The sequence below is a fragment of the Acinetobacter sp. BIGb0196 genome, assembly GCF_011759595.1.
Classification (GTDB): domain Bacteria; phylum Pseudomonadota; class Gammaproteobacteria; order Pseudomonadales; family Moraxellaceae; genus Acinetobacter; species Acinetobacter guillouiae.
Genome location: NZ_JAAOZA010000001.1, coordinates 1180206 through 1203099, shown reverse-complemented (window position 1 = coordinate 1203099; position 22894 = coordinate 1180206). Strand labels below are relative to the sequence as shown.

Genomic DNA, 22894 nt, shown 5'->3' with positions numbered 1-22894 from the left:
TCAACTTCTTATTAAATTTCACACCTCTTTAATTTGACTTTTCTTATAAGTTTTACCTGAGGTGTATAAGTCATTTAAGTAAATTAATTTTGCTCTATAAATTGTCATTTTTTCAATGTTAACCTTCAAATCCAATAAAACATTGATTGAAAAAGTGCTACAATACTGCGTTTATAAAATTCTCTTTGGCCACCCATGTATGTGGTGCCTCTTTCGAAATAGTTAGGACGAGCAATGACTGATAATGCAACGATCTTGCAGAATGTACCAGTAGGCAAAAAAGTGGGTATCGCTTTTTCTGGTGGTCTAGATACTTCAGCAGCTTTATTGTGGATGAAACAAAAAGGCGCAGAACCTTATGCTTATACAGCAAACTTAGGTCAACCTGATGAAGATGACTACGATGCAATTCCGCGTAAAGCTGAAAACTACGGTGCTGTAAAAGCCCGATTGGTTGACTGCCGCTTACAACTTGCATTGGAAGGTATTGCTGCAATTCAATGTGGTGCATTCCATATCAGCACTGGTGGTGTTCCTTATTTCAACACAACACCATTAGGTCGTGCAGTAACAGGTACAATGCTTGTTACAGCAATGAAAGAAGATGATGTTAATATTTGGGGTGATGGTTCAACCTATAAAGGGAACGATATTGAACGTTTCTATCGTTATGGTTTATTAACCAACCCTGCACTTAAAATTTACAAACCTTGGTTAGATCAGCAATTTATTGATGAATTAGGCGGTCGCGCTGAAATGTCACAATTCTTGATCGACAATGGTTTTGATTACAAAATGTCGAAAGAGAAGGCCTATTCAACAGATTCAAACATGTTGGGTGCAACTCACGAAGCAAAAGATCTTGAATACCTCAATGCGGGCATCAAAATCGTTGAGCCAATTATGGGTGTTGCGTTCTGGAAAGAAGACGTAAAAGTTGAAGCTGAAGAAGTTTCTGTAACGTTTGAAGAAGGCTTCCCTGTTGCATTAAATGGCAAACGTATTGAAGACCCTGTTGAATTCATTCTTGAAGCCAATCGCATTGGTGGTCGTCATGGTCTAGGTATGTCTGACCAAATCGAAAACCGCATTATTGAAGCAAAATCTCGTGGCATCTATGAAGCTCCGGGAATGGCGCTTCTTCATATTGCTTATGAACGTCTTGTAACGGGTATTCATAACGAAGACACTATTGAACAATATCGTATCAATGGTTTACGTCTAGGTCGTTTATTGTACCAAGGTCGTTGGTTCGATTCGCAAGCATTGATGCTACGTGAAACAGCACAACGCTGGGTTGCTAAAGCAATCTCTGGTACTGTGACTTTAGAACTTCGTCGTGGTAATGACTACACGATTATGAACACTGAATCAGAGAACCTCACTTATGAAGCTGAGCGTTTAACCATGGAAAAAGGTGATTCAATGTTTAGTCCTGCTGACCGTATCGGCCAATTGACTATGCGTAATCTTGATATCACGGACACCCGCGCAAAACTTGGTATTTATACCAATACTGGTTTATTGGCTGTCGGTACAGGATCTGCGATCCCTCAGTTGAAAGACAAAAATAAATAATTTTTGATGAAAAACAAAACCGCCAAATTTGGCGGTTTTTTTAGCTTTAGTCTTTGTGATTTTTCATTAAAGATCGTTTATCAAGACACTGCATTCTTAGTTTCAGGCTGCGATAAGTTTTGTTGCTCTAATTTTTGCTGTTGTTTTTGCAACTCAATCTTTTCAGCATGTTCTTGGCGAATTTGATCATATTCTCGTTTGGTTTCGGCATCACTTTTAGCCGCAAGAAAAGCCATTCCAACTAAAAATACTGGAAATAATAATGCTAATGTCGCAAAGATATAAAATTTTTTCGAACTTGTCTGTGACATAAATTCAAGGCTTTCAATAAATTTAACTGGGCTTGTTAATATAACAGAATATTCCCATCCAATACATTACTCACCTACAGCCATAGGATTACAATCCCCTATTTATTTAAAGCGAAAAATTTAACTAAAAAGCATATTACCTTGTAATTCAGAAGCCTAATCAATCACTTTCACCAGTACTCTTCATCAATTAAATTATTCTTATATTGCATTCATTTCCCAAACTGCTTTAATAAAAGCTAATTTAATAAAAACTAGTTGCCCATAAAACAAAAACGAGCTAAGCAAATTTAAAAACAATTAACGATTCTTTGTTTGTTTATAAGCTTCTTGCGCTATAGCCAAACTTTTCTTTTTGCCCTCAACTGTATCTGAAATCTCATTGGAAGTTCCATTTCCTGAATGGCGTTGCAGGTGTTGCTGTTGAGAATACTGATGCATTTCAGACTGAGTTTTTTGTTGCTGTATCGAAGTTTGGTTTGCAGTTCGTTGGGTTAATTTTTGTTGAAGTTGTTGCTGTGGATTTACAGTAGCAGTTCCAGCACAAGGTCTAGATTGGTAAGTTACCGAACCTTTTACCACACATTTGTGTACGTCTTTAGCAAATACATGATGAGAAATCCCTAAAGCCAAGATAACCAACAATACTTTTTTCACAACCAACACTCCATTTAAGTCTCAACAAAATATCAACAAATGATTTAAATTGCTATTTACACAGGAGTTTTCTTATTCACAGGAGTTTTCATCTACAATTAAGGTATAAATATGACTTTTTTTGCCAAGTTTTACAGCATTTTGTCATAGTTCAAAGCCTTGAGTTTCAAGATTTAATTTGAAGGTTTTTAAGTGATTGCTGAACAATAAAACCATGAACCAAAGAAACAGGCAGCATATAAATTTTCCCAAAAAGATTATATGTCACTACACTGGTACATATCGTTAATTCATTTCTAAGTCCATCATATTCTTCGATTTGTAAAACCAGCAATACACTCAAGTGCTTATCGGTTGACTGTAAAAAAAGCTCACGATCTGAAACTTTAACCACATCAAAAAAATCCGCTTTCCCACCAACTTGAAGTGGTTTAGTTGATTCACCAAAGCCTTGAATAGGTTGCACACCACCTAAATGCCGGCTTAAAAAATCCCTTAGCTTAAACGCAGCCCTCAACCAAACTGGCGGCTTACTGGTCATTAGATAATAGGCTTGAGTACTGGTAAGATTTTTATCAATATATTGCTTGGCTTCGTGTAAAAAATTTAATTGATCAAGTGGAGCAACCAGTATTTTAGGATCTTTATCTATGTTCATTCGATTAACCCCTTAAAATATAATTAATATTTTTTCAAACAACCGCTAAAAACAGTCTACAGTAATCAGTTGTTGGTGCAATTACTCACATTCTAAAGTTTAATAAATATACTTAGATTCTAGAATAAAATAGCCAAACCATAAATAACAAAAAGGTCTGCACTTGGCAGACCTTTGACTATACTGACTTTAGTGCGTCTATCTTTTAATTAGCTATCCATGTTATCAATGATTGCTTGACCAAATTCAGAACAGCGAAGTAAAGTTGCACCTGGCATCAATCGCTCAAAGTCGTAGGTAACAGTTTTCGCAGCAATCGCTCCCGATACACCCTGAATAATCAAATCAGCAGCTTCAATCCACCCCATATCACGAAGCATCATTTCCGCAGAAAGAATAATAGAACCTGGATTTACTTTATCCTGGCCTGCATATTTCGGTGCTGTACCGTGAGTCGCTTCATATACAGAAATTGCACCACCAATATTTGCACCCGGCGCAATTCCAATACCACCTACTTCAGCTGCCAACGCATCAGAAATATAGTCACCATTTAAGTTAAGTGTCGCAATCACAGAATATTCAGAAGGACGCATTAAGATTTGCTGTAGAAAGGCATCGGCAATGACATCTTTAATAATGATCTCTTTACCCGTTCTTGGATTTTTAATTTTTACCCACGGGCCACCATCAATCAGCTCACCACCAAAACGATCAATTGCCAGTTCATAACCCCATTCTTTGAATGCACCTTCGGTATATTTCATGATATTGCCTTTATGCACTAAAGTTACACTCGGCTTATCATTATCAATCGCAAACTGAATCGCTTTACGCACTAAACGCTGAGTACCTTCTTTCGATACAGGTTTAATACCAATCCCACAATTATCTTCAAAACGAATCTTGGTTACACCCATTTCTTCTTTTAAGAATTTAATGACTTTTTTCGCTTCAGGAGAATCCGCTTTCCATTCGATACCTGCATAGATATCTTCGGAATTTTCACGGAAAATCACCATGTCAGTCAATTCAGGGTGTTGAACAGGTGACGGTACTCCTTCAAACCAGCGTACAGGGCGCACACAAACGTAAAGGTCGAGTTCTTGGCGTAAAGCGACATTTAATGAACGAATACCACCGCCCACAGGCGTAGTTAATGGACCCTTAATCGAAACCACAAATTCCCGCAGTGCCTCAAAAGTTTCTTCAGGCATATATGTCCCGTAGATTTTATCTGCCTTTTCACCACAGTAAACTTCCATCCATTCGATCGAACGTTTACCACCATAAGCTTTTTGAATTGCGGCATCTACAACAGCTTTCATGGCAGGTGTAATATCAACACCAATACCATCCCCTTCAATAAAAGGAATGATTGGATGATTTGGAACATTCAGTGACAAGTCTGCATTTACAGTAATTTTGCTACCATCAGCAGGCACTACGATCTTCTGATAACCCATTGTTGAGGTTCTCCCTTTTATTATAGTTGGCAAATCCAAAATAATTGCCAAATAGACAATACTTCTAACCATTCTTAACGCATATCAGTCTAGTCTAATTCGTACATTTTTTGAGATTTATACGAGGAATAACAACATTTCTCTACTGAATAAAGCACAATGTTCCATTATTTAATGTCATTTAACCCATCATTTTTTATATAAATCGACAAGCTCAATCATTCCTAATGCTTAAAATAAAAATATTAGCTTTGCTTTTCCATACACATAAATTTTCCAAGAGTCAGATCTTTAAAAGTGAGAGCTACTATACATTTTCACTATAAACATTATTTCTAATTTTTTGATTTTATATTCGCCATTTAATTTAAAAATCTATAACATTTTGACAATAGATTGATGACCAAACCAGCCACCTTAAAACCACAATATATTCATATATTTCATTGCATTAAATTATGCACCACAATAGATCACAAACAAAAAAACGTAATTTTATTTTTATTATTGGTGTTTTTTGCCATTGCTTTATATTTTAAAAAAATAATTTTCACAAAACCACAATCAAGTTAAGATTAATTACAAAAGTAATTCACTTTTACTATATGTTTTCACATGAATTTTAATGAAAAAATAAATCAAAATTCATTTTTTAATTCCTTCTGCCTATCCTATGGCCTCCAATCAAATTAACCATCTTTGCAATTATTATTTAGTCTTAAAATCTTTAACATTATTCCTGTTTTTTAAATCGTAATGAATTTTGAATTTATTGCGATTCAACCTATCTCATGGATGTAAATAATGGATAAAACTTACACTAAAGAAGAGAAGCGAGGTCGTATACGCGGTATCGTCGGCGCAGCTTCAGGAAACTTAGTAGAATGGTTTGATTTTTATATTTATGCTGTGTTTGCGGCATATTTCACTAAAGCATTAACTGCACCTGATATGGACTCCGGTACTCAAGCAATTTATGTATGGGGTGTCTTTGCAGCCAGCTTCTTTATGCGACCAATTGGTAGCTGGGTTTTCGGACGAATTGCCGATAAACATGGCCGTAAAAAATCAATGGTCATTTCCATCTGTCTTATGGCAGTAAGCTCTTTCTTATTTGCCGCACTCCCAACCTATGAACAAGTTGGAATGGCAGCACCTTTCCTACTTTTACTTGTTCGCCTGCTACAGGGTTTATCTGTAGGTGGTGAATATGGTGCTGTAGCAACCTATATGAGTGAGCTTGGCTTAAAGGGTCAACGAGGCTTTTTTGCTTCTTTCCAATATGTCACCTTGTCGGGCGGTCAATTATTAGCAAGCTTGCTCGGTGTTATTATGCTGGCATTCCTATCAGAGCAGCAATTGCTTGATGGTGGCTGGCGTATTCCTTTTGTCATTGGTGGTATTGCTGCAATTATCTCCCTACTTGCACGTAGTCGTTTGGAAGAAACATTATCTAGCGAAGACAGTGATAAAGAAGAATCTGGAAGCTTAAGTGAACTGTTTAAAAATCACTGGAAAACCTTCTTATTGGTTGTAGGTTATACCTCTGCGGGTTCTCTCACCTTCTATGTGATTACAGTATATTCAAAGACCTACCTCACCAATATGGGTGTAGATAGTAAAACTGTCGGATTCATTATGACAGCTTCACTCTTTATCTTTATGCTTGCACAACCTGTGTTTGGTGCTATTTCTGACCGCATTGGCCGTCGTGCTGCAATGCTTGCCTTCAGTGGTACTATGGCGATTTTCATCTATCCAGTCATGGTGATCTGGATGCCACATTTCAGTTATTCGCCATTAATGGTTGCTCTGTTACTTATTTTCCTCATGATGTTGCTCAGCTTCTATACCTCTATCAGCGGATTGGTTAAGGCAGAAATGTTCCCACCACATGTTCGTGCATTGGGTGTTGGTTTCTCTTACGCTGTGGGTAATGCAATCTTTGGTGGTTCTGCGCCATCTGTTGCACTACAGTTCAAAGCAGCGGGTATTGAAAGCACCTTCTTCCTTTATGTGATTATCATGTTAGTGATCTGTTTCTTATGTAGTTTTAAATTACCGAAAGAACCGGAATATCTAAAACATGACCACTAAATAACATGGTTAAGCCCTTATTAATAGCTTGTGGTCACTGAATTTGAGATCTACGCTATTCAAAAAAGCTGTACTACCCAAAGGTGGTACAGCTTTTTTATTATAAGGCTTAGCTTCAATAGATGCTGTTTTCAAGTTGCCTATCTCAATTTCACGCAATGGTAAATTCTAGCAAGATAAAACCACCAATCCCCCCGCCTAAGAAAAATGTATTTACAACTCAGCCTTGGTAAATAAATAAAGTTGAAGAATACAAAGCGTAATCTGATATAGTAGCGCACATATCGTAGTCTTTATCTTTACCCAACTCTCTTCAAACGGGTAACTTTATCAAACTCAAAAATTTTATTGATATTTATTAGTGGTCTAAAGTGAAAATTGTCATTCTTAATAAACCTTATGACGTCCTCTCCCAGTTTCGTAAAGACGAAGCACATATGACGATGTCTGACTTCGTAGATGACTCGACTTTGCGTTTGGCGGGTCGTCTCGATATGGACTCTGAAGGTTTAGTTTTTTTAACTGATCATGGTGGTTTAAATCAATACATTACCAATCCTGCCAATAAGAAATTTAAAACTTATTTGGTGCAAGTTGATGGTGATGTGACTGAAGAAGCCCTAGAACAGTTGCGTAAAGGTGTTGAGCTAAAAGATGGTATGACTTTACCTGCTCAAGCGAATAAAGTTGAACAACCTGAATGGTTATGGGATCGTGATCCACCAGTACGTTTCCGTGCCAATATTCCAACATCTTGGATTGAAATTTCTATTTGTGAAGGCCGTAACCGTCAAGTCCGTCGTATGACTTCGGCTGTTGGTTTTCCAACTTTACGTTTGATCCGCACCAAGATTGGTGCAATTGATTTGGTTCAAATGGGTTTACAACCTGGTGAAACCAAAGAAATTGAACCATTACTTTATCCAGACTTCCAAAATATTCCAGCAGACGAACCTTATCGCTCACGCTCTTATGTGAAGAAACCTGGCGGTACAGGCGGAAAACCCATCGTTCGTAAGAATAAAGATGGTTCAACAAAGAAATCTGGAACTAAACGTATCTGGCAAATGGAAGATGGTGAAAAACCACGTCGTAAGACCAATGGTACCACCCGCCCAAATACCAAAGCACCACGTGGTCGTGGACGTAATGGTCGCTAGGATTTAGTCCTTCTAAGCTATAAAGCAATTGCCGCTTATTGTAAAAATGCCCAATGAATTTCATTGGGCGTTTTTATTTTATAACTAAAAAACTCAAGACCAATTAAAACCAATCGCCCCCTCATCATTTAAATTGATTCATGCGTAAACTTGCAAATAAATAACTTAAACAAAGATTTACTCCCTCAATAAAAAAGCCGATGCGTATGCATCGGCTTTTCTCACCAACAAGATCGTCGGTTTATAGCATTTAAAACTTAAACAGTTGCAAGTGTAGCGTTAAGCGTCGCACTTGGACGCATTACAGCTTCAACCTTAGCGGTATCAACTGCATAGTAACCACCAATATCCGCTGGCTTACCTTGAACAGCTGCAAGCTCAGCAAGGATTTTATCTTCGTTCTCATCCAATGCTTTTGCAAGTGGTGCAAACTTGGCTTTTAATTCAGCATCGTCATTTTGTGCAGCAAGTGCTTCAGCCCAGAACTTCGCAAGGTAGAAATGGCTACCACGGTTGTCAAGCTCACCTGTACGGCGTGATGGAGACTTGTCGTTATCCAACAATTGACCAGTTGCTTGATCCAATGTTTTCGCCAATAACTTAGCACGCGCATTGTCTTCTTTAATACCTAGCTCTTCTAAAGAAACAGCCAAGGCCAAGAATTCACCAAGAGAGTCCCAACGCAAGTGGTTTTCTTCTACAAGCTGTTGTACGTGTTTAGGTGCTGAACCACCCGCACCTGTTTCGTACATACCGCCACCCGCCATTAACGGAACGATAGACAACATTTTCGCAGAAGTACCCAATTCCATGATTGGGAACAAGTCAGTTAAGTAATCACGTAAAATGTTACCAGTCACTGAAATTGTATCTAAACCACGAGCAACACGTTCAAGCGTATAACGCATTGCACGTACTTGTGACATGATTTGGATATCAAGACCTGCTGTATCATGATCTTTCAAGTATTTTTGTACTTTCTTGATCAATTCATTTTCATGTGGACGGTATGGGTCAAGCCAGAAGATTGCTGGCATACCTGAGTTACGCGCACGCGTTACCGCAAGTTTTACCCAGTCACGAATCGGTGCGTCTTTCACCTGACACATACGCCAGATATCGCCTTCCTCAACGTTTTGTGACATCAACACTTCACCAGTTTCAAGATCTGTGATGTTTGCAACACCCGCTTCAGTGATCTCAAAAGTTTTGTCATGTGAACCGTATTCTTCAGCTTTTTGCGCCATCAAACCAACGTTTGGCACAGTACCCATAGTACGTGGGTCAAAGTTACCATTCCACTTACAGAAATTAATCATTTCTTGGTAGATACGTGCGAATGTTGACTCTGGCATAACAGCTTTACAATCATACTGCTTACCATCAGCACCCCACATTTTACCGCCACCACGAATCATCGCAGGCATAGATGCATCTACAATCACATCATTTGGTGAATGGAAGTTAGTAATACCTTTCGCTGAATCCACCATTGCAAGTGCAGGACGGTGTTCTTGGCAAGCATGAAGATCTTCAATGATCTCTTCACGTAATGATGTTGGTAAAGTTGCAATCTTCTCGTAAAGACCAGCCATACCGTTATTGACGTTAATACCTAACTCATCAAATAACTTAGCATGCTTTTCAAATGCTTCTTTATAGTAAATTTTTACACAGTGACCGAATACAATCGGGTGTGAAACTTTCATCATGGTTGCTTTTACATGCAACGAAAATAAAATGCCCGCTTCACGGCAATCATCAAGTTCTTTCTCATAGAAATCGCAAAGCGCTTTCTTGCTCATAAACATTGAATCGATGATTTCGCCATCAAGTAATGCAACTTTTGGCTTAAGCACAATGCTCTCACCATTTTTGGTGATAAGTTCCATTTTTACGTTACGCGCACGGTCAAGTGTCATTGACTTTTCACCGTGATAGAAATCGCCCTCATCCATATGCGAAACATGTGTTTGTGACCACTGTTTCCATTCGCTCATTGAATGTGGATGTTTCTTCGCATAGTTTTTCACTGCTGCAGGTGCACGACGGTCAGAGTTACCTTCACGTAACACTGGATTCACCGCTGAACCAAGGCACTTGCTATAACGTACCTTAATTGCTTTTTCTTCTTCAGTTGTTGGATTTTCAGGATAGTCTGGGATTGCATAACCCTTTGACTGAAGTTCCTTAATACATGCGCTCAACTGAGCAACAGATGCACTGATATTTGGGAGTTTGATAATGTTAGTGTCTGGATCTTGAGTAAGACGCCCTAAATGCGCAAGGTTGTCAGATACTTTCTGTTCATCGCTTAAGTATTCCGCGAATTCTGCAAGAACACGAGCAGCTACAGAAATATCAGTTTTGACAATCTCTACGCCAGCTGGCTTAGTAAAGGTCTCAATGATCGGCAGTAGCGAATAAGTCGCCAACAATGGCGCCTCGTCAGTCAGTGTGTAAATGATTGTTGACTTTCCACCAGCCATATATAGCCCCTTGCTTTAAATTGTGTTTTGAGAACCGAGCTTGTGACCCAGCCCTTACGAACCGACTTGCTTAAATTTAACCCCAAGAGTATCAGCCTTCCTGGTATTACAGTCAACGTAAGATCTGTGATAACGACATTTCGTAAAAAAATGGTACATCACAAATATTGCATTAATATCAATGTTTGCACAAAAATTAAGCATTTTCTTGTAAAAATAGCCATTCCGACCAAGAGCAACAACAATCCATGCCGTCTTCTGCTTTATTGTTTTAAACATTAAAAATTTTATCTTGCTGATTCTTACAGACTGAGCAGCAAATTGAAAGCCATTGAAAACAGATCGACGCGCTTCAGCGACATAAAACAAGCCAAACAGCACAAACAAAAATTAGCTAAATACTATTTAAATTTTAAATCATTCAAGTCTGCCTTAAGGTGAATGAGCAAATGAATGGAAAATTATTTATTCCCCTAATGCGCTGGTCACGATATGACAATAAATATTATTTGGTTAACTTATACTCACAAAACAACAATACTTTTACCTTGAATAGTAAGTCAAAAAATCGTTATTAATAAATTACATGTTTAATTTTCCATCACATCATTGATGGAAGAATAACCTTCAATGATGTATTTCCGATCCCAAAATTAATATTAAAACTGTAGAGGTAATATGTTAATGCTATTACTCATCGTAATACTTATTCAAATCATCTCACTCTGGGCCGTTTTCTTTTTTGCACTTCATCGAACAGTCGGAAGTATCACTACGATTGTCATTGCAATTCTGAGCGCTGTGATCAGCCCGTGGTCTCTCATCCTTGGTCTTCCGCTTATTCTCATCAGTTTAGTGTTACTGATTGAACCACTGCGAATGCAAGTTTTGACTAAACCGGCCTATAAAACATTAGCCAATGCAATGCCAAGCATGAGTACCACTGAACGTGAAGCATTGGATGCGGGTACCAGTTGGTGGGAAAAAGAATTATTTATGGGGGCGCCAGATTGGGAAAAATTTAACAATTATCCCTACCCGACGCTTAGTAATGAAGAGCAATCTTTTTTAGATCATGAGGTTGAACAACTCTGTCAGTTGCTAGATGAATGGGAAATTCATCAAAATAAAGACCTGAATGCAGAGACATGGCAATTTATTAAAGACAATGGCTTTTTTGGACTCATCATCCCTAAAACTTATGGTGGTCGTGAATTTAGCTCTTTTGCACAAAGTCGTATTATGAGCAAAATTGCTTCACGTTCTCTAACCACCGCTGTAACCTGTATGGTGCCTAACTCATTAGGACCAGGTGAGCTCTTACTGAATTATGGTACAGACGAACAAAAAAATCGTTATTTGCCCGGCTTAGCCAAGGGTGAGGAAATTCCTTGTTTTGGACTCACCAGTCCTGAAGCGGGTTCTGATGCTGGGGCGATTCCAGATACTGGCGTGGTTTGTTATGGGGAATTCGAAGGTCAACAAGTGCTTGGCTTAACAATGAATTTCTCAAAACGCTGGATTACCCTAGCACCCGTTGCAACAGTAGTCGGTCTCGCCTTCAAACTGTATGACCCAGATGGCTTATTGGGAGATAAAACTAAAACTGAGTATGGTATTACCTGTGCTCTTATACCCGCCTCTCATGCAGGCGTAGAGGTTGGACCAAGGCACCATCCGGGTGGTTCCCCATTTATGAATGGTACAGTCGAAGGTAAAGATGTCTTTATTCCGCTTGACTGGATTATTGGTGGCGCAAAAAATGCGGGGAATGGCTGGCGTATGCTGATGGAATGTCTGGCTGTTGGACGTGGTATTTCACTTCCTGCACTTTCTACAGCCGCAGGTGAAATGACGTATTTATCTGTAGGTGCATTCGCTAAAATTCGTCAACAATTTAAATTATCAGTAGGTAAATTTGAAGGGGTGCAAGAAGTTAGTAGTGACATCGTCAGCCATACCTATATGTTGGAAGCTTTTCGCTATTTAGTCACTTGCGGTTTAAATCAAGGTGGCAAACCCGCTGTTATGACCGCGATGGCAAAATACTATGCCACTGAAACGATGCGAAAAATCGTCAATCATGGTATGGACATCACTGGTGGTCGTGGTATTCAACAAGGTCCGCGTAACTTTCTTGCCAATATGTATCAAGCCATTCCGATCTCGATAACGGTTGAAGGGGCAAATATCTTAAGCCGTTCGTTGATGATCTTTGGTCAAGGTTCGATGCGTTGCCATCCTTATTTATTTGAGGAATTACAACTGTTACAGGCCGAAGATAAAGCCTCTGCCTTAAATACATTTAACACCATGTTATATCAACATTTAGGCTACACCTTAAACCGTGGCGCGCGTGCGTTCACTTATGGATGGTTTGGGGCAAGTAGTCAACGACCTGACTCATCAGATGCCTTTACTCAACCTTATTATAAAATCATCAATCGATTCAGTACTGACTTCGCCCTAACCGCAGATATGTGTCTTGGACTGTTAGCCGGTGATATTAAGCGTAAAGAAATGCTCTCAGGGCGATTAGCTGATATTCACTCCAAAATGTTTATTGCGACAGCCATTCTCAAATTTTATGAAAATGGTCAAAGATCTTCGCAAGAACAGGTACATGCCAAACTTGCATTGGACGAAATGCTTTATGATGCCCAAGAAGCATTTTTTGGCTTATTTGATAATTTTCCGATTCAAATTGCATCAAGTCTGGTTAAATTTGTTTGTTTCCCATTTGGTCGACCGATCAAAAAACCGAGTGATCGTCAAAAGAGTGAAGCAGCGGAACTGATCATGCAAGATAACCCGTTCCGAGATTATTTAAAAACGCAGGTTTATTATACTGTTGATCCGAACGATGCTTTTGGACGAATGGAAGCCACCTTTAATCTACTCACAACCGTTGAAGACGATTGGAACAGCTTTAAAAAAGCGGAATCTAAAGGTGAATATCAAGGGCTAACATTTGAAGAGCGCATACAGGATGCAGTCACTCGTGGCTTAATCAGCGATGATTTAGCCACAAAATTAACCCAATATAATGCACTTCGTTATGACAGTATGCTCACAGATATTTTTGATGAAAAATTAGAGCAGGTGTTGGTATTAGAAAATCCTCATCTTCACTCAACTTAAATCTATTTGGCAAATGCCATTTAAGAGATAAGGCAATATAAAACGTTGACCATAAACAGCGATTCACCATCGCTGTTTTTTAACATAGACATATTGCCAATGGGTTATTTGACTATTTCGGTATAGTGTTAAAAATATAATAGCTGAGGAAAAAAGACGATGTCTCAACAAGATTATGAAAATGGCTTAAAAGTCCGTACAGAAGTGATGGGAGAAAGCTTTGTAAAACGCGCTCAAGACAATACTGTTGCTTTTACAAGACCTTTGCAAGACTGGATCAATGAGCATGCATGGGGTTCAACTTGGCAACGTGAGGGTGTTTTACCACGTAAATACCGCTCTTTGATTACCATTGCATTTTTAGTTGCACAAAAAAGCCCAACCGAACTAAAAGGTCATATTCGTGGTGCATTGAATAATGGCGCAACAGTTGAAGAAATTCAGGAAGTGTTATTACACAGTTTACCTTACTGTGGCGCACCCACAACCCAAGAAGCATTTCGTGCAGCGCTTGAAGTCATCAATGAATACCAAAAAGAATCATAAACAAGCAATACGTGCTAATTTTTCAATATAGGTCATGCTCAAAACTATGGCCTATATTGCCGAGTTAATTCCAAAACACATTAAAACTATAAAAAAACTCATCCACTTCAAAGCGGATATGATATCCCAATTGGGTTAACTCAGAAGAAAGCCCTCGAATATCCTCTAAAGCTAGATGTTTAGGCAAAACTGTAAAAACAGCAGTATTGCCCTGCTTGGCATTCTCTTCAATCATTTGAGCCAAACGAACTTTATATAGTTCTATATTTAAGTTTGAATTGGCTGCCAATCGTTTCGCGTCTTCAGCATGAATAAACATTATTTAATTTCCATATTATTGTTTTCCAAGATGTCACTACAAGATATAAATAAATATCAGAATACGCTGTATGCTTTATGTTCAAAGGCATATACTCAAAAATATAGTCACGATAAAAATCGTTGTAACTATAAAAAATCATAAGAAATTTTTTATACGCTTTCTGGGTTCACTTCTAGCAAAAACCTACTCACAAAAATCAAAATAAATCCAGTGCTTTATTTCAATGAAATTTAACTTTTGTATTTAAAAAGTAAATGATAATTGTTATTATTTACTTAATTTTTAACCTTTCATTATTTGATTGCCTATGAATAGCCAGACTGAACTCGATGCACTTAGTGCGTCAGTTTCAACTCCGACTGTATCTACACGAGCTAAATCCGCACCGTCCCTCATACAATATCGCGTCATGATTTTCTATCGTTTTGCCCTGGCAATTCTTGGTGGTTATCTGCTTGCGTCTTTGTCCGCTATAGTGATTGCAAAAACATTTGCTGATTATCGTGCCACGGCTGCGATGAGTGCAACGCTACTTGCTTTCTGTATCCACTGTGCTGCATTCATTTGGGTTTTTATGGTCAATAAGACATCAAAAGCCAGCTTAGGCATACTGATTCCAAGTATCATTTTATTTGTCATTTATAAAATGATGGGGAATTAAGATGCGCGTAGATGCAAAAGTTGAAGGTCCACGCCAATCTATGTCATGGTTACATACATGGGCAAGCTTAATTCTTGGTTGGTTACTCTATGCAATTTTTTTGACAGGAACATTGAGTTTCTTTCAGTCTGAAATAACGGCTTGGATGAAACCAGAAATACATCAATCCGTTCCAAGTGATTCTCAAGTACAGCAAACCCAAGTTGCCTTAGATTATCTACAAAAGAACTATCCTGATGCTGGTAGTTGGACGATTCAATTACCCAATTCTAGACAGACCACAACTGAATTAAATATTCGTAAACAAGGTGAAGATCTACAAGCGCGTCGTGGTGGGGAAAGAATCACCATAGACAGTGCAACTGGACAAGTTATTGAAGCACGAGACACCCGTGGTGGTGGTTTTCTATATCGCTTTCACTTTGAACTGTATGGATTTGATCGTATTTGGGCACGTTGGATCGTCGGTTTAGCTACCATGCTGATGTTTGTGGCAATTATCAGTGGCATTATCACCCATAAAAAAATTTTTAAAGATTTCTTTACTTTCCGTTCAGGTAAAGGACAACGCTCTTGGTTAGATGCACATAATGCCACAGCTGTTTTTGCCCTTCCCTTTCATATCATGATCACCTTCAGTGGTTTGTTATTACTAATGTTTATGTTTATGCCTTGGGGAATCAACCAAGTCTATAAAGATCGACAAGAGTTTTTTCAAGAGATGCGCGGAGGTGCAGTTCAGCAAAATAATGCTCGCAATAGAAATGCTGAAAACCGTACTGGTTCTGCAGGTCAAAATGAACAACGCTCGCGAGGTGAAAGAGGCAAAAAACATCAACAAGATGTTGGTCATCCTGCGCCACTCAGCGACTTAACCCCGCTTATTACAACCGCACAAGCGCAGTGGAAAGAAAATCCGATTGCTTCTATTCAAATCATTGCGCCAAATACATCCAATGCGACCATTGAACTTCGCGCTTTATATGCGAAGAGTGTAATTCAGCGTGGTGTTTACCCCATTTTAAAATTCGATGGCGTGACTGGCAAAGACATCAGCGAAGCGGCTCAAGCAAACAATGCCTCTATCCCAATGGGGATTTACAATGTGGTGACTGTATTGCATGAAGCACGTGGTCTTGATTTAACCTTCCGCTGGTTATTGTTCTTCTCTGGTGTAATGGGCACCTTAATGGTTGCAACGGGGCTGATCTTATGGTGCGTCAAACGTGCACCGCAACAACAAAAACAAGGCTATAAATCATTTGGTTATCGTTTTGTTGAAGTGATGAATATTGCCGCTGTGATTGGATTACCTATTGCATGTGCAGCCTACTTCTACGCCAATCGTTTCATTCCATTTGAAATAGAAACACGTTTAAATTGGGAAATTAGAGCCTTCTTTATTGTATGGTTAGCTACGTTAATTTATGCAGCGCTTCGCCCACATCGTCAAGCTTGGCTAGAACTTCTATTGTTCTCTGGTGTTGCTTTTGCCCTATTGCCTATTGTCAATTTTATTACGGGTGGTCAAGCACTTTGGAACAGTATTGCCAATGGCCAATGGATGATTGCGTCTTTTGATTTAATGACATGGGCGCTTGCGATTTTGTTTTTCTACTCATTTTATAAAGTTAAAAAACATAAAGGGCTTCCTGTCAAAAAAGCCAGAAATGTACTTTCAAATAAGGAGATTTCAGCGTGATTTTCTTCTTATTAATTTGGTCTTTGTCTAGCTTGGCTTTTATCGCGCTTGCCAGCGCAATGTCAAAACATCAAAAACAGTTCTATGGACATGAACTAAGCCCCAAACAAACCCAACTTGCTTCTATTTCTGGTTGGGCTTTACTACTGATTTCACTGATCATTTGTGTCATGTCAGGGCAGCTTAGTAGCATGCTCAGCATTTGGGTTGGAGTACTGACCTTTTCAGCATTATTTGTTGGGGTGTTATTAAGCTATTACAGTTTAAAAATGAAATTGGCTGCCAGCTTTTGTGTGGGTATCAGCTTAATCACAAGTGTGATCCTACTCATTTAAACTGTTTCACAAAAATCAGTTATAATCATAAGCCAATCTACGGATTGGCTTTTTTTCTATCAAATTTATTGCCTGGTATTGGTATTTTTATGTCTAAACCACTTTCAATCCCTTCAGAATTACTCAATCGTGCGGCAATGGGCAATCCCGCTGCACAATTTGAACTTGCTGAAATATATATGCAAAGTGAAGATGAAGATAACAATCAACTTGCAGAAGAATGGGCACTCAAAGCAGCACAATTAGGCCATGTTGAAGCCATGTATTGGTTAGGTGAAGGCTATGCTTATTATGCAAAAGATATCCTTGAAGAAGATCCTAAAGAAGCCAAGGCTTATTTTGAACATGCCCACCGCTGGTTAGAGCAAGCGGCCAAACATCAACATCCTGCTGCGATTTTAGAGTTATCCAATTTCTATCGTCGTGGCGATGTGGTTGAAAAAGATCTGGTGAAATCAGTAGAGCTGGTTGAGCAAGCAGCAAAACTGGGTGAAGTTCAAGCCATGCGTGATCTTGTTTGTATTTATGAACACGGGATGGGCGTTGATGTTGATGAAGAAAAAGCTGATTTTTGGGCTGAAAAAGCCAAGTCAGCTGAAGACACCTCAGTATAATTTATAAATTTAAGCCCATATAAAATGGGCTTAAATTTGATTCACTTATTTAATTACGTAAATGCACAAAAATTACATCTAAATCTTGTTTAGGTACAAAGTTTTTCTCAACCATTTGGAATTGTGTCGGGCTAATTTTATTGACTTTACCTTTCCAACAAAACGATACCAACTCTCCCGGATCACGTTCAATGGTCAATTTAAAGTTTTCAATCGGTTTTGCCCAGTTTGCCCCAGTAGTCAAGATATAACTCAGTGCATTAAAAGGCGAATGTTCCGACTGTGCTTTTTTCAAGCCTTTCTTAAAATTACTGTCCATACAAAATTGTTGATTATATTCATCTGGATATAATGCAACCGAACCACCCACTAAAGGTTTATATTGATGTTTTACCTGTGTAATTGAATTGGCTTTAAAAGTTTGCTTCCAGCTATAAACCACTTGTGATGACCAGTTGATGACTTCGTCTGGATTTTTAGGCAAAATGCTTTTTACTTTAGGGTTTGAGCAGCTTTTTAGTTTCTTTTCAAATACCCCATATTCATCACTTTTGCGATTCCAAGGATTTAACATTTCAGTTTGTGAAAAACCACATTGTTTAAATAACTCAGTGACATCAATCGCTTTAGACTTTTCGTCTCTTTGTATAAATGTCTGCACATGCATTGTCGGTTGAACCGCTTTTCCATCAACCTGAATTTTAAAACTTTTTAATAAATCCTCAGTGTGGGCAAAATCGGATTCAAAAGTATTATCAACTCGTGGTAAAGGGAACAAAACAGTTTCAGTAATATCCTGATTACTGAGGTTTTTAAATTGATAATCGACCTTAATTAATTTTTTACTAATAAATAAGTCTTCACCTTGCATGGCAATATTTTTATTTTTAAGGTACTCAATTCCCCCTGTTCCCACATAACCTGTAGAATCATTGGCGAAAGCTGATGTCGCTGTCAGAATCGAAGTGATCAATACGATTTTTTTCATTCTCTTTAATCCAAATCAGGAAATTCTATTGTTTGATAATGCACACAATAAATGGATTCATCAAAAATAATATGTTTAGCAATCTGTTTGATAATCTGTTCTTGTAAAAGAATTTCTTTTTCTAAAACTTCATTCCAATAGATTGAGTTTTCTGAAAAATTCTCATAATAATCCAATACTTCAATCATCGCATTAAACAAAGCCACTAAATGCTGGCTTTTGTTTTGATTTGATACCATCAAGAAAAAGGCATCCAAAGAAATCACTTCAATGGCCGCTAATTCCTCATAATCATCGGCATATTCATCTACTAAAGCATTTGATTGTCGAATTTGCTTTTGATAATCAATTAAATTTTCTTGATCAATATCCTGAAACAATTGTTTTTTATCAATTTTAATTTGATAATTTTGTTCAATAGTAAATTGAAACGTTGGTAATTTTTCAAAAAAAGCAAAAACAGCTTTCACCAAACTTTTCCGCTGTTCAAGAGAAGCCTGCTCAATGGCTTGTCGCAATGCAAAGCTATGCTGATCTATTATTTTTACAATATCCATAAATTTAATGTTCCCGATATTCACTTTTTAAACCCAAAAAACCAGATATAGAAAAAGCAAAGCACGCATCATAATCACAAATACTGCAATCATCGTTGCACAGGTCTAGCACTTGGCAAACGCTTAAACGCATCATCTTGATTTTATTTCTGTTTATATATCAGTAAATACTGATCATATTTTTGCATAGCTTAACGATTCAAAAACAATTCTATCTTTTAGTTGAATATTAACCAACTACATTTGAACTCTATTAAAATCTAGGTACAATAGTCGCCAGTCGAGGGATGCTGCGACTTTTTCACAGGCACATAAATGTGAAATCGCTAGGCTCGACGATTCGGTCAGACCTTCGTGCTGATCAACAACGGCATCCGCGAACTGAATGATCAATATTTTTTTAATATAAAGGAGATCGTGATGAACGCGGTTAATGCTTCATTTACAGATTATAAAGTTGCAGATATTTCCCTCGCTGACTACGGTCGTAAAGAAATCAAACTTGCTGAAGCAGAAATGCCAGCGTTGATGGGCTTACGTAAACGTTATTCAGCAGCAAAACCTCTTGCTGGCGCAAAAATTCTTGGTTGTATTCATATGACCATTCAAACTGCTGTTTTAATTGAAACACTGGTTGAATTAGGCGCAGAAGTACGTTGGACTTCATGTAACATCTTCTCAACTCAAGACCATGCAGCAGCAGCAATTGCAGCATCTGGTGTTCCAGTATTCGCTTGGAAAGGTGAAACTGAAGAAGAATACATGTGGTGTCTTGAACAACAAATCAATGTTAATGGCACACCTTGGGATGCCAACATGATTCTTGATGATGGTGGTGATTTAACTGCTGTTGTTCATGAAAAATATCCTGAACTTATTGCTAAAATTCATGGTATTACAGAAGAAACTACAACGGGTGTTCAACGCCTAAACGAAATGTTCCGTGATGGTACTTTAAAAGTTCCTGCAATTAACGTGAATGATTCAATCACAAAATCTAAAAACGACAATAAATATGGCTGCCGTCATTCATTAAATGATGCAATCAAACGCGGTACAGATATGTTGTTATCTGGTCGTCGTGCGCTAGTAATTGGTTATGGTGATGTTGGTAAAGGTTCTGCTCAATCACTTCGCCAAGAAGGTATGATTGTACGTGTAACTGAAATTGACCCAATCTGTGCAATGCAAGCATGTATGGACGGTTATGAAGTTGTTTCTCCATATAAAAATGGTGTACAAACAGGTAAAAAAGAAGACATTAACCTAGACCTTCTTCAAAATACTGATTTGATCGTAACAACAACTGGTAACTACCACGTATGTGATTCTGCAATGTTAGATACATTAAAAGCAGGTTCAGTGGTGTGTAATATCGGACACTTTGATACTGAAATCGATACAAACTATTTACGTGGTTACAAGTGGGTTGAAGTTAAGCCTCAAGTACACCAAGTGTATCGTACAGAAAATGAAAATGATTACCTGATTCTTCTTTCAGAAGGTCGTTTGGTTAACCTTGGTAATGCAACAGGTCACCCTTCACGCGTGATGGATGGTTCTTTTGCGAACCAAGTATTAGGTCAAATGCACTTATTCGCAGAGAAATTTGCTGATCTTCCAGAAGATCAAAAAGCAGCACAGATCCGTGTTGAACTGATTCCTAAGAAATTAGATGAAGAAGTTGCTGCTGCAATGGTTGCTGGTTTTGGTGGTGTATTGACACAATTGACTCAAGTTCAAGCAGATTACTTGGGCGTTGCAGTTGAAGGTCCATTTAAATCTGAGGCTTATAAGTACTAAGTTTTAATCCCCTCTCCCTAGCTTTCTCTCTTAGGGAGAAAGCAATATTCATTAACGTATTAATGAATATAAAGGCAAGGTCCTCTCCTTTTAGGAAAGGACCTCGGAGAGGCTAAAACAAATTAAAAAAGTATGAATAAAAAAGGATTTAACCATGACCAAACGTGTTCCAATTTCGTTTGAGTTTTTCCCGACCAAAACTGATGCAGGGGCGGAAAAACTTAAGCTTGTTCATCAAGAATTACAGCTTTTAAATCCAGAGTTTTTCTCGATTACTTATGGGGCTGGTGGTTCTACTCGTGAACGTACACTGGCCGCAATTGCTGACTTTAATGGTAAAGGCACACCTGTTGCCCCTCACCTTTCATGTATTGGTGATGACAAAGTACGTATTGCTGAATTACTCGATATCTATAAAGCTCAAGGGATTGATCGTATTGTTGCACTTCGTGGTGATTTACCTTCAGGTCAAGTCGGCCTAGGTGAACTGCCTTATGCGACTGATTTGGTCCGTTTTATTCGTGAACACTCAGGTGATCATTTTAAAATTGAAGTTGCGGCATATCCTGAAATGCATCCACAAGCTGACAACTTTGATGCAGACATTAAGCACTTTGCAGAAAAAGTCAAAGCAGGTGCAAATGCAGCCATCACTCAATTTTTCTTTAATCCAGATGCCTATTTCTATTTTGTAGAACGTATCCAAAAAGAAGGAATTGATATTCCTGTTGCGCCAGGAATTATGCCAATTACCAATGCAAGCAATTTAATCCGCTTTGCAGATGGGACAGGTGCAGAAATTCCGCGCTGGATTCGTAAGCAACTTGCGACCTATGGAGATGACACTGCAAGTATCAAAGCCTTTGGACATGAAGTTGTGATCAAACTGTGTGAACGCCTTATTGCAGGAGGTGCACCAAGTTTGCATTTCTATAGCATGAATCATACTGAGCCAAACCGCCAATTGGTACTTGATCTCGGTTTAGCTTAAATCAAAATTGCATCATCAACTTGTGAGTAATACTGCATGCCCCGTTTTTATATTGAAACTGATTTAGCTGTCGAAACTACGGTTGAACTCACTGAAACAGTATTTCATCATTGGGTCAAAGTATTGCGTGCACAAGTGGGTGAAAAAGCCACCTTGTTCAATGGACAAGGGGGTGAATATGAAGTGACTTTAACAGCGGTCGCTAAAAAATCTGCTTCTGTTTTAGTCAATTCATTTAATCCAGATAACCGCACCCCTGCTTTTACAGCCCTACTTGGACAAGTCATGAGTAAGGGCGATCGTATGGATTATGCGATTCAAAAAGCTGTGGAATTGGGCGTATCTCAGATTCAATTGCTCACATCAGAACGCTGTGAAATGCGTTTAAAATATGATCGAGATCAAAAGAAATTAGATCATTGGCAAGCTATAGCGATCGCAGCTTGTGAACAATGTGGTATGAATATTGTTCCACAAATTTTAGCGCCTCTAAGCCTAAACGAATGGATCAAAACTGTATTACCGCAGAGCAAATTTGTCCTTGCGCCTGAAAAAGAGCAGACAGATGTACTGAAAGATATAAGCCCTGATATTGCCCTTTTGATTGGCCCTGAAGGTGGCTTAAATGAAGCTGAAATTGATCAGGCCAACCAATATGGATTTAAAAATTGGTGCATCGGTGATCGTATTTTAAGAACTGAAACAGCCCCTGTAGTTGCTTTATCAATTTTGAATTATCAAAGCTTTAAAAAGTGATGTATGTCATGTAAAATAATTGCAAATTGGATGATTTCACAGTATTTTAATTCCAAAGAAAC

The 22894-nt window shown here is 38.3% G+C and carries 20 protein-coding genes; 12 read left to right on the top strand and 8 right to left on the bottom strand.

Going from position 1 to position 22894, the window contains the following annotated elements; genetic code table 11:
• The first annotated feature begins 234 nt into the window (after positions 1–234).
• Positions 235–1578, top strand: coding sequence for an argininosuccinate synthase (gene argG / locus FHR28_RS05510; RefSeq protein WP_004724905.1), 1344 nt, complete (start codon positions 235–237; stop codon positions 1576–1578).
• An 80-nt stretch (positions 1579–1658) separates the two neighbouring features.
• Here the strand turns inward: argG and FHR28_RS05505 are convergent, their stop codons facing one another.
• The 4 genes from FHR28_RS05505 to icd form a co-directional block, all read right to left on the bottom strand.
• On the bottom strand, positions 1659–1889 hold the full coding sequence (locus FHR28_RS05505; protein ID WP_004724907.1) for a hypothetical protein: 231 nt from the start codon (positions 1887–1889) through the stop codon (positions 1659–1661).
• Positions 1890–2189: 300 nt separating this feature from the next.
• On the bottom strand, positions 2190–2546 hold the full coding sequence (locus FHR28_RS05500; RefSeq protein ID WP_166782095.1) for a DUF4124 domain-containing protein: 357 nt from the start codon (positions 2544–2546) through the stop codon (positions 2190–2192).
• Between the two features lie 166 nt (positions 2547–2712).
• Positions 2713–3204: a DUF2867 domain-containing protein gene (locus FHR28_RS05495; protein ID WP_166782094.1), complete on the bottom strand. Its 492-nt coding sequence runs from the start codon at positions 3202–3204 to the stop codon at positions 2713–2715.
• 209 nt (positions 3205–3413) lie between these two features.
• Entirely contained in the window at positions 3414–4670 is a 1257-nt protein-coding gene (icd, locus tag FHR28_RS05490) for an NADP-dependent isocitrate dehydrogenase (RefSeq protein ID WP_105713653.1), read from the bottom strand.
• Positions 4671–5474: 804 nt separating this feature from the next.
• Between icd and FHR28_RS05485 the strand changes: the two genes are divergently transcribed.
• Together FHR28_RS05485 and FHR28_RS05480 are read left to right on the top strand one after the other, a co-directional pair.
• Complete coding sequence (locus FHR28_RS05485) at positions 5475–6767, top strand: MFS transporter (protein ID WP_004716999.1); 1293 nt, start codon at positions 5475–5477, stop codon at positions 6765–6767.
• A gap of 371 nt (positions 6768–7138) precedes the next feature.
• Complete coding sequence (locus tag FHR28_RS05480) at positions 7139–7927, top strand: pseudouridine synthase (RefSeq protein ID WP_004823066.1); 789 nt, start codon at positions 7139–7141, stop codon at positions 7925–7927.
• 257 nt (positions 7928–8184) lie between these two features.
• Here the strand turns inward: FHR28_RS05480 and FHR28_RS05475 are convergent, their stop codons facing one another.
• Positions 8185–10416 (bottom strand): NADP-dependent isocitrate dehydrogenase, encoded by a 2232-nt coding sequence (locus FHR28_RS05475; protein WP_004823068.1) that lies wholly within the window; start codon positions 10414–10416, stop codon positions 8185–8187.
• Positions 10417–11100: 684 nt separating this feature from the next.
• Here FHR28_RS05475 and FHR28_RS05470 point away from each other — a divergent pair.
• Together FHR28_RS05470 and FHR28_RS05465 are read left to right on the top strand one after the other, a co-directional pair.
• Positions 11101–13557: an acyl-CoA dehydrogenase gene (locus FHR28_RS05470; protein WP_154129868.1), complete on the top strand. Its 2457-nt coding sequence runs from the start codon at positions 11101–11103 to the stop codon at positions 13555–13557.
• 159 nt (positions 13558–13716) lie between these two features.
• Entirely contained in the window at positions 13717–14103 is a 387-nt protein-coding gene (locus FHR28_RS05465) for a carboxymuconolactone decarboxylase family protein (protein WP_004823072.1), read from the top strand.
• 64 nt (positions 14104–14167) lie between these two features.
• Here FHR28_RS05465 and FHR28_RS05460 read toward each other — a convergent pair whose 3' ends face one another.
• Positions 14168–14422: a hypothetical protein gene (locus FHR28_RS05460; protein ID WP_004717008.1), complete on the bottom strand. Its 255-nt coding sequence runs from the start codon at positions 14420–14422 to the stop codon at positions 14168–14170.
• A 310-nt stretch (positions 14423–14732) separates the two neighbouring features.
• Between FHR28_RS05460 and FHR28_RS05455 the strand changes: the two genes are divergently transcribed.
• From FHR28_RS05455 to FHR28_RS05440, 4 genes are all read left to right on the top strand, one after another.
• On the top strand, positions 14733–15086 hold the full coding sequence (locus FHR28_RS05455; RefSeq protein WP_004717011.1) for a hypothetical protein: 354 nt from the start codon (positions 14733–14735) through the stop codon (positions 15084–15086).
• A 1-nt stretch (position 15087) separates the two neighbouring features.
• Entirely contained in the window at positions 15088–16788 is a 1701-nt protein-coding gene (locus FHR28_RS05450) for a PepSY-associated TM helix domain-containing protein (RefSeq protein WP_166782093.1), read from the top strand.
• Positions 16785–17123 carry a DUF3325 domain-containing protein gene (locus tag FHR28_RS05445; RefSeq protein WP_151957248.1) on the top strand — a complete coding sequence of 113 codons (339 nt, stop codon included), beginning with the start codon at positions 16785–16787 and terminating at the stop codon, positions 17121–17123. The genes FHR28_RS05450 and FHR28_RS05445 overlap by 4 nt, the downstream gene beginning before the upstream one ends.
• An 89-nt stretch (positions 17124–17212) precedes the next feature.
• Entirely contained in the window at positions 17213–17737 is a 525-nt protein-coding gene (locus tag FHR28_RS05440) for a tetratricopeptide repeat protein (protein WP_004717016.1), read from the top strand.
• A gap of 49 nt (positions 17738–17786) precedes the next feature.
• On the opposite strand, the gene FHR28_RS05435 is transcribed toward FHR28_RS05440, so the two are convergent.
• A complete protein-coding gene (locus FHR28_RS05435) occupies positions 17787–18725 on the bottom strand; it encodes a DUF4424 family protein (RefSeq protein WP_166782092.1) in 939 nt (312 codons plus the stop codon).
• Between the two features lie 5 nt (positions 18726–18730).
• Positions 18731–19282, bottom strand: coding sequence for a hypothetical protein (locus FHR28_RS05430; RefSeq protein WP_166782091.1), 552 nt, complete (start codon positions 19280–19282; stop codon positions 18731–18733).
• 420 nt (positions 19283–19702) lie between these two features.
• On the opposite strand from FHR28_RS05430, the gene ahcY reads away from it, so the two are divergent.
• The 3 genes from ahcY to FHR28_RS05415 all read left to right on the top strand — a co-directional run bounded on the left by ahcY (position 19703) and on the right by FHR28_RS05415 (position 22832).
• Positions 19703–21085, top strand: a complete 1383-nt coding sequence (gene ahcY / locus FHR28_RS05425) for an adenosylhomocysteinase (RefSeq protein ID WP_004717024.1) — start codon at positions 19703–19705, stop codon at positions 21083–21085.
• Between the two features lie 154 nt (positions 21086–21239).
• The gene (metF, locus tag FHR28_RS05420; RefSeq protein WP_056513582.1) at positions 21240–22076 is read left to right on the top strand and encodes a methylenetetrahydrofolate reductase [NAD(P)H]; all 837 of its coding nucleotides are present in this window, start codon (positions 21240–21242) and stop codon (positions 22074–22076) included.
• Positions 22077–22112: 36 nt separating this feature from the next.
• Entirely contained in the window at positions 22113–22832 is a 720-nt protein-coding gene (locus FHR28_RS05415; protein ID WP_166782090.1) for a 16S rRNA (uracil(1498)-N(3))-methyltransferase, read from the top strand.
• Positions 22833–22894 lie beyond the last annotated feature (62 nt).